This is a genomic window from Hydrogenophaga defluvii, from assembly GCF_042665235.1.
GTDB classification, from domain to species: domain Bacteria; phylum Pseudomonadota; class Gammaproteobacteria; order Burkholderiales; family Burkholderiaceae_C; genus Hydrogenophaga; species Hydrogenophaga defluvii_A.
In genome coordinates this window covers 22539-35282 of sequence record NZ_JBHTBZ010000032.1, presented here as the reverse complement: position 1 = coordinate 35282, position 12744 = coordinate 22539, and the positions used below count along the sequence as shown (strand labels likewise).

General features: G+C 65.3%; 13 protein-coding genes. All 13 read right to left on the bottom strand.

The window, feature by feature from the left end:
* Positions 1–40: 40 nt before the first annotated feature.
* Complete coding sequence (gene queC / locus ACFQU0_RS11915) at positions 41–769, bottom strand: 7-cyano-7-deazaguanine synthase QueC (RefSeq protein WP_382201157.1); 729 nt, start codon at positions 767–769, stop codon at positions 41–43.
* Positions 770–831: 62 nt separating this feature from the next.
* Positions 832–2070 carry an HDOD domain-containing protein gene (locus ACFQU0_RS11910; protein WP_382201003.1) on the bottom strand — a complete coding sequence of 413 codons (1239 nt, stop codon included), beginning with the start codon at positions 2068–2070 and terminating at the stop codon, positions 832–834.
* Positions 2071–2115: 45 nt separating this feature from the next.
* Positions 2116–3420: a flagellar hook-associated protein FlgL gene (gene flgL / locus ACFQU0_RS11905; RefSeq protein WP_382201001.1), complete on the bottom strand. Its 1305-nt coding sequence runs from the start codon at positions 3418–3420 to the stop codon at positions 2116–2118.
* A gap of 20 nt (positions 3421–3440) precedes the next feature.
* Positions 3441–5369 (bottom strand): flagellar hook-associated protein FlgK, encoded by a 1929-nt coding sequence (gene flgK / locus ACFQU0_RS11900; protein WP_382200999.1) that lies wholly within the window; start codon positions 5367–5369, stop codon positions 3441–3443.
* A gap of 26 nt (positions 5370–5395) precedes the next feature.
* Entirely contained in the window at positions 5396–6286 is an 891-nt protein-coding gene (gene flgJ, locus ACFQU0_RS11895) for a flagellar assembly peptidoglycan hydrolase FlgJ (protein WP_382200997.1), read from the bottom strand.
* A complete protein-coding gene (locus tag ACFQU0_RS11890; protein WP_382200995.1) occupies positions 6286–7407 on the bottom strand; it encodes a flagellar basal body P-ring protein FlgI in 1122 nt (373 codons plus the stop codon). The genes flgJ and ACFQU0_RS11890 overlap by 1 nt, the downstream gene beginning before the upstream one ends.
* A gap of 69 nt (positions 7408–7476) precedes the next feature.
* Positions 7477–8190, bottom strand: a complete 714-nt coding sequence (locus tag ACFQU0_RS11885) for a flagellar basal body L-ring protein FlgH (protein WP_382200993.1) — start codon at positions 8188–8190, stop codon at positions 7477–7479.
* Between the two features lie 23 nt (positions 8191–8213).
* Positions 8214–8999 carry a flagellar basal-body rod protein FlgG gene (gene flgG / locus ACFQU0_RS11880; RefSeq protein ID WP_382200991.1) on the bottom strand — a complete coding sequence of 262 codons (786 nt, stop codon included), beginning with the start codon at positions 8997–8999 and terminating at the stop codon, positions 8214–8216.
* Positions 9000–9014: 15 nt separating this feature from the next.
* Positions 9015–9755 carry a flagellar basal-body rod protein FlgF gene (flgF, locus tag ACFQU0_RS11875; RefSeq protein WP_382200989.1) on the bottom strand — a complete coding sequence of 247 codons (741 nt, stop codon included), beginning with the start codon at positions 9753–9755 and terminating at the stop codon, positions 9015–9017.
* Between the two features lie 37 nt (positions 9756–9792).
* On the bottom strand, positions 9793–11085 hold the full coding sequence (gene flgE / locus ACFQU0_RS11870; protein ID WP_382200988.1) for a flagellar hook protein FlgE: 1293 nt from the start codon (positions 11083–11085) through the stop codon (positions 9793–9795).
* A gap of 18 nt (positions 11086–11103) precedes the next feature.
* Positions 11104–11763, bottom strand: coding sequence for a flagellar hook assembly protein FlgD (locus ACFQU0_RS11865; protein ID WP_382200987.1), 660 nt, complete (start codon positions 11761–11763; stop codon positions 11104–11106).
* A 14-nt stretch (positions 11764–11777) separates the two neighbouring features.
* Positions 11778–12182: a flagellar basal body rod protein FlgC gene (gene flgC, locus ACFQU0_RS11860; RefSeq protein ID WP_382200986.1), complete on the bottom strand. Its 405-nt coding sequence runs from the start codon at positions 12180–12182 to the stop codon at positions 11778–11780.
* 28 nt (positions 12183–12210) lie between these two features.
* Positions 12211–12618, bottom strand: coding sequence for a flagellar basal body rod protein FlgB (gene flgB / locus ACFQU0_RS11855; RefSeq protein WP_382200984.1), 408 nt, complete (start codon positions 12616–12618; stop codon positions 12211–12213).
* Positions 12619–12744: the final 126 nt, after the last annotated feature.

The following is a 12744-nucleotide window of genomic DNA, read 5'->3' as shown; positions in this document are numbered from 1 at the left end:
CTGTGCCGACCACCGATGTAAGGACCGTGACGACTGTGTGTCAGTGCGATGACGGTGGTTGAAAGCCGGCCCAACCCCGCGCGCGCAGCTCGCAAGCCGGGCAATGCCCGCAGCCGTAGCCCCAGGCCTGGCGGTGCGTGCGGTCGCCCAGGTAGCAGGTGTGGGTGTGCTCCACGATCAGGTCCACCAGCGCCTGACCACCACCCTGCACGCCACTCTGTTGGCCCAGTGTGTGCGCCAGCGCCCAGGTCTCGGCCTTGTCGATCCACATCAGCGGCGTCTCGATCAGCAGGCGCCGGTCCATGCCAAGCGAAAGCGCGATCTGCATGGCCTTCATGGTGTCGTCGCGGCAGTCGGGGTAGCCCGAAAAATCGGTTTCACACACACCGGTGACCAGCACCTGCAGCCCGCGCCGGTAGGCCAACGCCGCCGCCAGGGTCAGAAACAGCAGGTTGCGGCCCGGCACAAAGGTGTTGGGCAGGCCACTGGCTTCCATCTCGAACGCCATGTCGCGCGTGAGCGAGGTTTCGCTGACCTGGCCCAGCACGCCCACGTCGAGCAGGTGGTCGTCGCCCAGACGGTCGCGCCAAGGCGCAAACTGATCACGCAGTTGCTCCAACACCACCAGCCGGGCATCCAGTTCAACGCGATGGCGCTGACCGTAGTCAAAGCCCAGGGTTTCAACATGCCCGTACCGTTGCAGGGCGTGGGCGAGGCAGGTGGTGGAGTCTTGGCCGCCCGAGAACAGGACCAGGGCGCGGGTGTGGATGGCAGTCATGCCCCGATTTTCACACCCGGCAAGGGGTTTCAGACCCCGCTTCAAACCGCGTGTCAGACCGGGTTGTGCCGCACATGGCACAACATGCGGATCAAGGCCCGGTTGACGTCATCCACGCGGAAATCGTGGGTGTGACAAATCAACGGCAGATCGCCCATGGCATGGAGGTCTTCCATGTGGCGCGCCACGTCCAGGTAACTGACGTAAGGGCCATGGTGGTTGAGCAGCGCATCCGTCACGCGGGCCGACAAGGGAATGCGCGCCAGCGCGTCCGCCAAAGGCTCCTGCAACAAACCATCAATGCGGGAGAACAACCCGGTGAGGTGAATTTCGGCACGCAGGTCGTGTTCGGGGCCGGCGTCCATCAGGTGGTCCATGAGCTGGGCGCGCAAGACCATGGCATGGCGCACCGGGCGCAGGGCCGGCTCCAGGCTGGCGGCCAGCAGCTGTTCATTGAGCCACTGGCGCATGTTGCTGTGCCCCAGCAGCATGAGGGCGTGGCGCACCGAGTCCACCTCGCGGCTGGTGCCAAATGCCACGGAGTTGACCATGCGCAGCATGCGGTAGGTCAGCACCGGATCGAGGTAAATGCGGTTCTCGACCTCGTCCATGGACAGGTCTTGCTCGAACGCGCGCAGCACATGCAACACCACATTGCGGTCGCAGGCGATGGACTGGTGGCGGTGCTGGTGCAGCACGTCGTCCACCGGCCAGTCACAAATGCCCCAGGCGCGGCGGTCATCCAGGCAATGGGCCGCCAGTGCGCTGCTGCCGATGTTCTGGTAAATGTGGCCGGCCAGCACCGGACTGCGTGCCTGGGGCGCCGATGCCGGTTGGCCACGGTCGGCCACCGAACGCAGCGCCAGCGCCACGTCTTCGGGCCACAGGTCCAGCAAGTGCATGGGCAGGCTTCGCCCGGCCGCAGCCACGCCCTGCGCGGCGCGGGCCAAGGGCCCACACTGCACCAGCTGGTGCCCCATGCGCTGGGCAAACAGCACGTGCTGACGCAACTCATCGGTGGCAAATTCGCCCTCGTCTGGCAGTTCCAGCCAGAGCCCTTCCTGCGGCGAGACGGCCAGCGCCTGCAGCAGCAAAGGCCGGTCTGTGAATGAGACCAGCAAAGGCGGTGTGTGCGGCTGTCGTTCGTCCGACAACAACTGCAGCAGGTGGGCGGCATCGACCACTTCGGGGTGCAAGGCACGCACACGCAGACGCACGGCCACCAACTGGCGCTGCGCGCCCCAGATGGGCTGGTAAGCCAGCCCGAGGTGATCGAGGATGTTCAGAGACATGGCAGTGGACGCCCACCGCGGTGCACAGGCGGTGGGCTGGTGGTTTTACGCAATGTACTGGAACAGCGACAGCTTTTGAACCTGACCGTAAGACTGCAGTGCGGCCTGCAGGCCCAGCTGCAGGTTCTGGAAATCGGAGATGCCCTGAACCATGTCGAGGTCTTCCTGATCGGACTTTTCCTTCTGATGGAACAAGGCCTTGTCGGCAAACACCTCGCCCATGGAGTCGGCGCGGTTGAGCCACTCGCCCACGCGGCCCCGCGTGTCCAGGATGCGGTCATTGCCGTTGTCCATTTCCACCAGCACACGGTCCAGCTCCTGGGTGATGTTGGCCGGCTGGTTGGTGCCGTTGTAGCGCAAGGCGTCGATGGCGCGCTGGAAGGTGGCAAACAGGTCGGTGGGCTGGTCCACCGGGGTGAGCCGCACCACGTCGTTGGGCACCGGGTCGGTGGGCAGCTGAGGCGCCGACGGGTCACCGATGCCCATGGGGTCGCCCGTGAGGGTGAGTTGTATGCCGTCGAACTCGATGGTGGTGCCAGGCTGGTAAGGTTGTGGACCGACAAAGCCGGGCACAGCTTGGGTGGAAGGCGGCGCGGTGATCTCGCGCAAGATCTCGAAAGTGGGCGCCTCGCGTGTGCCGCCCATGGTGATGCGGTAACCGCCATAACCCGCGCCGGTGTCCAGGCCCACGGCCAGGCCTGCGTCCACCACCACCCCCTGGTCTGCCCGCACAAAACCCTGGTTGGCGTTGTCCAGCGACACCGTGAAGTTGCCATTGCCGGGCGCCACCCGCATCCACACCGCGTTGCCGTCCACCGCCTGCGGCAGGCCGGTTTCGGTGGCGGCGTATTGGCCGATCTGGCCTTCGTACTGCACGCCGGTCGGCACGCCATACATGTCGAGAAACGGCTTCGCTGCGCCGCCCAGACCGCCGAACAAGGTCATGCCGGCGGTGTCGGTGCGGTTGGCCACGGCCAGCATCTGTTCGCGCAGGCCTTCGAGCTGGCGCGCCAAGTCTTCACGGCTGCTCTGTGTGAGCACCGGGTTGCCGCCCTGCACCACCAGTTCGCGCGCGCGCACCATCAGGTCGTTGGCCTCACCGAGCCCCGCCTCCACCAATGTGAGCGACGATTTGGATGCCTCCAGCGCGGTCTGGTCGGCCTGCACACGGGCCAACCGATTCTGCGCGCGCTCGGCCAGCGTGGCGGCCACCGCGTCGTCGCTGGCGCGGTTGACGCGTTTGCCCGATGACAACTGCTCCTGCGCCTGCGCCAGTTCGCTCTGGCGCCGGTTGATGTTTTGTATCGTGCGGTCAAAGGTGTTGGCGGTGGCCACGCGGTAGATGCTCATGGTGTTTGCCTCGCGAAGTGTCAGCCGAAGCTCTGGATCAGGGTGTCGAAGGTGCCCTGTGCCACCTGCAAGAACTTGGCCGAGGCCTGGTAGGCCTGCTGGAATTGCAACAGGCGCGCCGCCTCTTCGTCAAGGTTGACGCCGGTGCGGTTGGCCAGGGCGGTGGCGGCGTTGGTGGCGGCCGTGGTGGCAAATTCGGCCGCCATGCGGCCAGACTGCACCTTGTTGGCCAGGGTGGAGAACACCGGGATGTAGCCATCGCCCAGGGTCACACCGCCAAAACTCGCGACATCGCGCAGACCGAGGATGGCACGTGCGTTGCCAAAGTTTTGCGCGGCGTCGGCCACCGTGGCGGGACTGATGTTGAAGGTATCGCCATCGGTGGGCACGCCGCGCAGCACCAGTTCAAAGCCATTGGCCACGATGGGCTGACCGGGCTGGAAGTTGACGAAGGGGCCAGCATCCACCGAGTACTGCCCCAGGTTGTTGAAGGTGATGGTGCTGCCGGCCCACAGCGGCGGCGGGGTGCCCACGGCACTGAGGTTTTCCACCTGGAGGCTGCCCGCATTGGTGGCCGGCACATCCACACGCACCGAGCTGGCGGCCGCCACGTCCTGGGGCGCCGAAATGGCCACACCCAGGTTGCGCGCGGCGTCCGCGTAGGGTTGAAGCAAGAACCGGTCGCCAGCGGCAGGGGCCGGTCCGGTGCCCAGTCCAATGCTCAGCCCGTCGATGGCGATGGGCGGCGCGCCTGTGAACGTGATCGTCTCGTTGGTGGACTTGCGCACCACGGTACCGTCGGTGGCCGAGGTGAAACGGATCTCGTAGTCCGAAGGCTGCAGCGCGTTGAAGTCGCTGATGGTGGCCACCAGGCTGTTGGGCGGTGCGGCACCGATGGGCTTGACACCGATTTGCACCGCACCGGCCGGGCTGCCGTAGCTGTAGATCGATTCGGGCGTGTCGGCGCCCTCGATCTGGTAAAAATTCTGCCCCGGGTCGCCGTCGGCATCCAGGCCCAGGCGGTGCTGCGCGTTGACCTGTTCCGACAGGGACAGCGCCAGTCGCCCCAGCATGTTGTAGCTCTCGGGCAGGTCTTCATTCACAAAGCGCACCAGGCCTCTGAGCGAGCCACCGCCGAGGAAGTCGGCGTTGATTTCAGCCGCCTGACCGGCCTGGTAGATCTTGATGTCGATCTTGTCGCCATCCACCGGGTTGCGCTCGGCCGCCATGGGGCTCACCCGTGTGCCCAGCACCAGCGGCTGGCTGCCCCCCACAAACACCGTCAGCGAACCATCGGCCGCCGGCACGGTGGAGGTCTGCACATACTGGTTGAGCTCGCTCACCAGTTGGTCGCGCTGGTCCAGCAGGTCGTTGGGCGAGCGCCCGGTGCCCTGCGACTGCACGATGGCCTGGTTCACCTGGGCAATTTGTTCGGCCAGGCTGTTGATGCTTTTCACCGCTTCCTGCACCTGCAGGGTGGAAGACAAGCGGGTTTCGTCCAGGCTGGCGGTCACGTCGCGCAGGCGGGCCGTGAGCTCTTCTGCCCGGGCAATCACCACCGTGCGTGCGGTGGTGTCGGTGGGCGATGTGGCCACGGCACTCCAGGCGTTGAGCGCGTTGTTGAGTGTCACGCCCAGGCTGGTTTCGCCCAACGGAAACAGCGATTCGAGCTGCTCGAGGCGCGCATAACGCGCCTCATCACCAGCAGCCACCGAACGCGTGATCTGCGCCTCGCGTGTGAGGTAGCTGTCATAGGCGCGCGAAACGCCCTCGATTTCCACACCTTTGCCAAAGTAGCCATTGCCCAGGAACTGCCCACCCGAGGTGCCCAGCAGGATGTTTTGCCGGCTGTAACCATCGGTGTTGACGTTGGCGATGTTGTGGCCAATGACCTGCATGGCCGCCAGGTTGGTGGTCAGGGCGCGGCTGGCGATGTTGAGGCTGCTCATGGCGGTCTTTCAGTGCGGGCCAGCGCTCAGGCCTGCGCCCGCTGCAGGTTGAGCGCGGTGTTGATGGCGCGGCTGAGCTTGCTCGCGTACTGCGGGTCGGTCGCGTAGCCGGCGCGCTGCAAGCCGGCGGCAAACGACTGTGCCGACTGCAGGTTGTCCATCACCTGCGCGTAGCGCGGGCTGTTGCCGATCAGCTTGGCGTAGTCGCGGAAGGCGTCCTGGTAGCTGTCGTAGGCGCGGAACTTGGCCTTCACCTTCTGCGCCTGGCCGTTGATGTATTCGGTGGTGGTGATCTCGGCCACCTTGCCGGTCCAGCCCTTGCCGGCCTTGATGCCGAACACGTTGAAGGAGTTGCTGCCGTCGGCTTGTTTGATCTCGCTGCGGCCCCAGCCGGTTTCGTGTCCGGCCTGGCCCAGCATGTAGCTCGCGGGGATACCCACTTCCTGCGCCACCTGCTGGGCGGCGCCGCTGAGGCGCGCCACAAACTGCTGCTGGCGGCTGCCCACCGCGCCACTGACGCTGTCGGCGGCGCGGTCCACCGTGCTCCGCACGGCTTGGCCCACGGCGGCGGCGGTCGAGGTCACCTTGTCGATGGCCGGCGCAATCTTCTGCGACAACTGGCGCTCGATCATCTCGCTCAACCCGCCCGGCAGCCCGGTCATCTGGGTGGCGTACTGCTGGTCCAGCAGGTCGGTGCCGAGGTTGCCCTGTTCGTTGTCCAGCAGGCCCGACTTCATGGTGGCTTCGCGCATGGTCTTGAGCAGCTCGCGCATGAACAACGCCTCGAACTGCTTGGCCGTTTCCTTGAGCGCCGCTTTTTCGTCCTTGCCGGCCAGCGCCTTGAGGTCGTTGAGCGAATTGCCATCGGCCGCCAGGCTGCGCTGCAGGCCCAGTGAGACCGTTGAGGACGTGTTCATCAGATCACCTCCAGCTCCGCGTTGAGTGCGCCCGCGGCTTTGATGGCTTGCAAAATCGCGACCAGATCTTGTGGTGTGGCACCGAGCGCGTTGAGCGCCTTGACCACGTCGGTCAACTGCGGCGAGGCGTCAATCTTGATGAGCGAGCCCTTGTCCTGGCTGATCTGGATGCTGGCCTGTTCGGTCACCACCGTCTGCCCGCCAGTGGACAGCGGGTTGGGCTGGCTCACCTGGGGCGTGGAACTGATGCTCACCGACAGGTTGCCGTGGGCCACCGCGCAGGCCCCCAGCGACACCGCCTGGTTGACCACGATGGAGCCGGTGCGCGCATTGACCACCACCTTGGCCGCGGGTGTGCTGCCTTGCAGAGGCAGCTCCTCGATGTCGGCCAGAAAGGACACCCGCTCGTCGGCGTCGGCCGGGGCGCGCACGCGCACACGGCGGCCGTCCAGCGCACGCGCGGTGCCCGCACCTTTGGCCTGGTTGATGGCCTGCGCCACCTGGCGCGCGGTCTGGAAGTCGGCTGCGTTCAACCCCAGGTCCAGCGTCTCGCCCAGGGCCAAAGGGGTGGGCACGGCCCGTTCCACCTGACCACCGCCAGGAATGCGCCCCGCACTGAGGTGGTTGATGGTGACGCTGCTGCCACCGGCCGAAGCCCCTGCCCCGCCCACCAGCAGGTTGCCTTGTGCAAGCGCGTAAATCTGGCCGTCTACCCCCTTGAGCGGGGTGGTGATGAGCGTGCCGCCGCGCAGCGATTTGGCGTTGCCCACCGACGACACGGTGATGTCAATCGCCTGCCCGGGCTGCGCAAACGCCGGCAGTTGCGCCGTGACAAGCACGGCGGCCACGTTTTTGGGCTGCAGGCGCTGCCCCGGTGGCAGGCTGATGCCCATTTGCTGCAAGTAGTTGGCCAGACTCTGTGTGGTGTAAGGCATCTGGGTGCTCTGGTCACCCGTGCCATCCAGGCCGACGACCAGACCGTAGCCGGTGAGCTGGTTGCTGCGCACGCCCTGCACGGCTGCCACTTCCTTGATGCGCAATGCCTGTGCCGGCAGGGCCATCAGTGCGCCCAGCATGATGGCCAGGCAAGGCAGAAGGCGGATGGGGCGAATGAGTTTCATGGGGACCTTTCCCTGAGGTGGGTTGCCATTGGTGTGGCGCCAACCCCATGAAACCGATTGTCGAAAAACTTAAAAGGGCAGAAGCGTTAAAAAGAAGCGGGAAAGCCAGCCAAATGTCTGCGCATCGAACTGAGCGCCACGCCCACGCGACTCGACCCGCGTGTTCGCGATCTGGGTGGACTGCACCGTGTTGCCCGGCGCGATGGTGCGCGGGTCCACCGTGCCCGAAAAACGCAGCACGTCCACGTTCTGGTTGACGCCAATCTGCTTTTCACCCACCACCACCAGGTGGCCGTTGGGCAGCACCTCCACCACGGTGGCAGTGATGGCGCCAGTGAAGGTGTTGGCGGTGTCGGTGGTACCGTCGCCGCTGAACGTGTTCGAGGTGTCTGCGCCCGCGCTGAGCTTGTCCAGCAGGGTGCTCTTGAGGAAGGGGAAGGCACTGACACTGCCCTCCAGGCCAGACGCGCGGTTCACGCTGGACGACGACTTCTGGCTGGCCGTCACCCGCTCGGTGATCTGGATGGTCAGGCTGTCGCCCACCAGGCGGGCACGCGGGTCTTCAAACCCGGGCCGGTACTGGGCCGATGCGAACAGGCTGCCGCTGGGGATGGCTTCGACCGTGCCGGCGCGCGGGGCCTGCGGCCAGCGAATGGGATCGGCCTTGACCACTTCGACATCGGGAATTTGGGACAAAGTGCTGCAACCCGTGCTCAGCAGCAGCACGCCGGCAGCGCCCAACGCAGCACCGAAGCGGCCGGCGAATGGAAAAACGGTTTTCATGGCAAACGCTCCGCAACAGGCGATCAGAGCTGGGCCAGGCGTTGCAGCATCTGGTCCGAGGTCTGGATGGCTTTGGAATTCATTTCATAGGCGCGCTGGGTCTGGATCATGTTGACCAGCTCCTGCACCACACTCACGTTGGACTGTTCGAGGTAGCCCTGCATCACCGGGCCCAGGCCTTCGCTGTCGGGTGCGCCGGTGGTGGCGTTGCCCGAGGCAAGGGTTTCACTGAACATGTTCTGCCCGCGCGGCTCCAGGCCGGCCGGGTTGACGAAGGTGGCCAGCTCCAGCGTCCCCACGGGCTGGGGCTGGGGGTTGTTGCCCACGGTGGCGGTGACGGTGCCATCGGCCGCGATGGTCACGGCGCGGGTGGCCGGGTCCTGGATGGTGACGCCCGGCAACACGCGGTAGCCGCTGTTGGTGACCAGCTCGCCTTGTGCGCTGAGCTTGAAACTGCCGTCGCGGGTGTAGGCGGTGGAACCGTCGGGCAACTCCACCTGGAAAAAGCCGTTGCCATTGATGGCCACGTCCAGGTTGTTGCCGGTCTGCTGCAAGCTGCCCTGGGTGTAGGAGCGGGCTGTGGCCACGGTGCGCACACCCAGGCCCAGTTGCAAGCCGGTGGGCAGGTTGGATTGGTCGGAGCTGTTGGCCCCCACCTGGCGCAGGTTCTGGTAGATCAGATCCTCGAACACCGCGTTGCCGCGCTTGAAGCCCGAGGTGGCCACGTTGGCCAGGTTGTGCGAGATCACGTCCAGCTGGGTTTGCTGGGCCTGCATGCCGGTCTTGGCGATTTGCAGCGAATTGATCATGGTGTTCCTCCGTTATCAGCCGTTCAGGCCAAGAAGCTGCGCAGCGGTCTGGTCGTTCTTTTCAGCCGTTTGCAGCAGGCGCATCTGCTGCTCGAACTGGCGGGCCACGGCGATCATGCCGACCATGGCCTCGATGGCGTTGACGTTGGAGCCTTCGAGCATGCCGTCCTTGAGCCGGGCTTCGGGGTCGGCCGGCAACGGCGCCCCGTCGGCGGCGCGGTACAGGCCGTCGTTGCCCCGTTTGATTCGGGCTTCGTCGGTGGGCGTGACCAATTTCATGCGACCCAACAATTGCGAGGGTTCGTTGCCCACACGGGCCGACACCGAGCCGTCGGACGCAATCGCCACCTGACTGTTTTCGGGAATGGCAATGGGTGCGCCGCCCTCGTCCAGCATGGGCAGGCCGGTGGCACTGGTGAGCGTGCCGTCCACCGCCACCTGCAGGTTTCCCCCCCGCGTGTAGGCCTCCAGGCCATCCAGCCCCTGCACCGCAAAGTAGGCGTTGCCCACAGCCGCCACATCGAGGTTGCGCCCGGTGGAGTTCATGGAACCCGGCGTTTCGAGGTGGCCGGCCGTGGCCTCCAACGCCATCACGCGGGTGCTGGCGCCAGCGCCCTGCAAAGGCACCGAGCGGTAGGTGGACAACTCGGCACGGAAGCCGTTGGTGGAGACGTTGGCCAGGTTGTTGGCGATGGCCTGCTGGCGGTTCACCAGCGCGGTGGCGCCGGTCATCGCGGTGTAGATCATGCGGTCCATGGCAAGCCTCCTGTGGCGTCGGTGCTTTGCTCGGCGATCAGCGCAGGTTGACCAGGGTGGACAACACCTGGTCCTGCGTCTTGATGGTCTGGGCATTGGCCTGGTAGCTGCGCTGGGCGGTGATCATGTTGACCAGCTCGGCGGTGATGTCCACGTTGGACTCCTCCAGCGCACCTTGGCGCACGGTGCCAAAACCCGGGTCACGCGGGGCGCTGGTCACCGGGTCGCCCGACTCCAGCGTGCGCAGCCAGTAGCCACCGCTTTGGGGCTGCAGGCCCTGCAGGTTGCGGAAGGTGCTCAACGCGACCTGGCCACTCAACACCGATTCGCCGTTGGAGTAGCGCGCCAGCAACTCGCCGTTTTCTTCGATGGTCAGGCCGGTCAGCTCACCCGGCGCATAGCCGTCCTGCTCCAGTTGGTAGACCGAGAACCGGGTGCCGAACTGCGTCAGCTCCTCCAGGTTCAGCGTCACTTCAAAGGTGTCCAGCACCGCCGGTGTGGGCGGTGGCCCCGGGGTGGCCGGCGTGGTCGGAGGCAGCGACGTGGTGGGCACGTCGATGACTGCCAGCGAGGCGAGCGACGCCGGATCGATGTTGCCTTGGGAGTCAAACTGGATGGTGCCCAGCTCGACCGGGTCGTTGCCGCCCGCCTTTGCGTACACGTCCCACTCGTTGAGGTTGCTTTTGACGAAGTACAGGTTCACCGGCACAGCGATGCCTTGTGTGTCGTACACCACCACCGAGGTGCCGTAGGTTTCGAGTGGCGGCTCAAACGTGGGCATGGTGGCGGGAGCCACCGGCGGCGTCTCGATAGCAACCTCCGCGCGGGCATCCAGGTTCAGACCCGCGACGATGTTGGTCGTCAGCTGCGCGGGCAGGCCCTTGGCGGTGGGCAACTGCAATGGCGTGGGCAAGGCGCCGCGCAACACGGTGCCGGTGGCGGGGTCCACCTGGAAGCCATTGAGCTGGGCGCCCGAATTGGTCACCAGAAACCCTTCTTTGTCCAGCTTGAAGGCGCCCGAACGCGTGTAGGCCACGTCGCCGTTGGTCTGGGTCACGTTGAAGAAACCGTTGCCGTTGATGGCCAGGTCCAGGTCATTGCCGGTGATGGAAATGTTGCCTTGCGTGAACAGCTGCGAGACCGCCGCCACCTCCACCCCGATGCCGCCGGCCGTGCCGCCGCTGGCACCGATGGACGCCGCATACAGCTCGGCAAATTCGGCGCGGCCGGCCTTCATGCCGGTGGTGTTGGCGTTGGCGATGTTGTGGCCGATGACGTCCAGGTTGCGGCTGGCGGCGTTCAGGCCCGAGAGTCCGGTGTTGAAGCTCATGGTGTTCTCCGGGAAAAATTATTGGAAGGCGAGCACATCGCTGTAGGCAAAGGCGGTGCCGTTGTCGGTACGAAGGCGAATGGCGCCGTCGACCATGCCCACCGAGGCCACGCGCAGCATGGACAGCGGACTGGCAGTGACGGCCTCACCGCCTTGGGTGGCGGTCACACGGAAGCTGGCGATCTTGCTGCGGTCGGCTTTGGACGCATCCCATTCGAAGTTGTGTTGACCAGCAGCCAGCCCCCCCATGTCCACGGTGGCCATGACCTTGCCATCCGTACCCATGATTTCGACCTTGACGCTGTCGGCCGCTTTGGACAGCAACAAACCCCCTCGGGCCATACCCTCTTCGGTGTAACCCAGCTGGCTGCCATTGACCACCGCTAGCTTGCCTATCAACGAGGTGCTCTGCAGCGCCTGCAAGGCATTGAACTGGGTCGACATGCCACTGAGCGTGGCGTTGAGCTGCTGGATGCCGCTGACGGTGTTGATCTGCGCCATCTGCGAGGTCAGCTCGGCGTTGTCCATGGGGTTGAGCGGGTCCTGGTTGGCCAGCTGCGCCACCATCAGCTTGAGAAAGCGGTCTTGCGCGGCCTGTGGGTCGCTGTTGGACGCTTGCGTGCCACCAGCCGCGTTGAAGCTCTCAATCTGTGTGTTGCTCAGGGGTGCCATGAACATGAGGAATCTCCTGGTTACTGACCCATCTGCAGCGTCTTGAGCAGCAGGTTTTTGGCGGTGTTCATCACCTCGACGTTGTTCTGGTACGAACGCGAGGCCGAGATCATGTTGACCATCTCCTCCACCGGGTTGACGTTGGAATGCGTCACGTAGCCTTCGGCATCGGCGCTGGGGTGTTGCGGCTGAAAGACCTTGCGGTTGGGCACATCGCTCTCGTACACGTTCTGCACCTTCACACCTTGCGCCGCCTGCGAGCCCATGGGCACGGTCTCGAACACCACCTGGCGCGCTTTGTAGGCCTGGCCGTCGGGGCCGGCCACCGCGTCGGCGTTGGCCAGGTTGCTGGCCACCACGTTGAGCCGCTGCGCCTGCGAGCTGATGGCGCTGCCGGTGACGTTGAAGATGTTGAACATGGACATGGCGTGTCTCCTTCAGGCTGGCCCGCGATCACTGGCCCTGGATGGCGCTGAGCATGGTTTTCACATGCCCGTTGATGAAGCGCAGCGTGGACTCGTAGCGGATCGCGTTGTCCGTGAAGTTGGCGCGCTCGCGGTCCATGTCCACGGAGTTCTTGTCCAGCGACGGCTGGGTCTGCACGGTGTAGGCCATGCGCTGGTCGGTGCCGGTCTCGCTGGTGGTCAAGCGCAGGTGGCGTGCGTCGGTCGCGACCGGGTCGGTGCCATGGCGTATGCCGGCGTTGGCGTTCTGCAGCGCCTGGGCGAAATTGAAATCGCGCGCCACAAAGCCCGGCGTGTCGGCGTTGGCGATGTTGCTGGCGATCACCTGCTGGCGGTGGGCACGCAGCACCAGGGCGTTGGACAAACCGTCCAGCCGTTGGGTGAATTGCTCGAACATGCAGACCTCGCAGGTTGGTGTGACAGGAGCCCAGGCCGAACCGGGGCGTGGACGAATTATGAAAATCTTGAGGGTGACCCATGCGCGGAAAAGCCGGGTTTGGGGGGCGTATTTCAGCGCCTTGCA

Bases quoted from the DNA above. Each gene is read 5' to 3' on its own strand.
- flgF (WP_382200989.1), bottom strand. From the start codon at position 9,755: ATGGACCGCATGATCTACACCGCGATGACCGGCGCCACCGCGCTGGTG.
- flgE (WP_382200988.1), bottom strand. From the start codon at position 11,085: ATGAGCTTCAACACCGGACTCTCGGGCCTGAACGCCGCCAGCCGCAAC.
- flgK (WP_382200999.1), bottom strand. From the start codon at position 5,369: ATGAGCAGCCTCAACATCGCCAGCCGCGCCCTGACCACCAACCTGGCG.
- flgG (WP_382200991.1), bottom strand. From the start codon at position 8,999: ATGATCAATTCGCTGCAAATCGCCAAGACCGGCATGCAGGCCCAGCAA.
- flgL (WP_382201001.1), bottom strand. From the start codon at position 3,420: ATGAGCATCTACCGCGTGGCCACCGCCAACACCTTTGACCGCACGATA.
- ACFQU0_RS11865 (WP_382200987.1), bottom strand. From the start codon at position 11,763: ATGTTCATGGCACCCCTGAGCAACACACAGATTGAGAGCTTCAACGCG.
- ACFQU0_RS11910 (WP_382201003.1), bottom strand. From the start codon at position 2,070: ATGTCTCTGAACATCCTCGATCACCTCGGGCTGGCTTACCAGCCCATC.
- flgJ (WP_382200997.1), bottom strand. From the start codon at position 6,286: ATGAACACGTCCTCAACGGTCTCACTGGGCCTGCAGCGCAGCCTGGCG.
- ACFQU0_RS11890 (WP_382200995.1), bottom strand. From the start codon at position 7,407: ATGAAACTCATTCGCCCCATCCGCCTTCTGCCTTGCCTGGCCATCATG.
- flgB (WP_382200984.1), bottom strand. From the start codon at position 12,618: ATGTTCGAGCAATTCACCCAACGGCTGGACGGTTTGTCCAACGCCCTG.
- ACFQU0_RS11885 (WP_382200993.1), bottom strand. From the start codon at position 8,190: ATGAAAACCGTTTTTCCATTCGCCGGCCGCTTCGGTGCTGCGTTGGGC.
- flgC (WP_382200986.1), bottom strand. From the start codon at position 12,182: ATGTCCATGTTCAACATCTTCAACGTCACCGGCAGCGCCATCAGCTCG.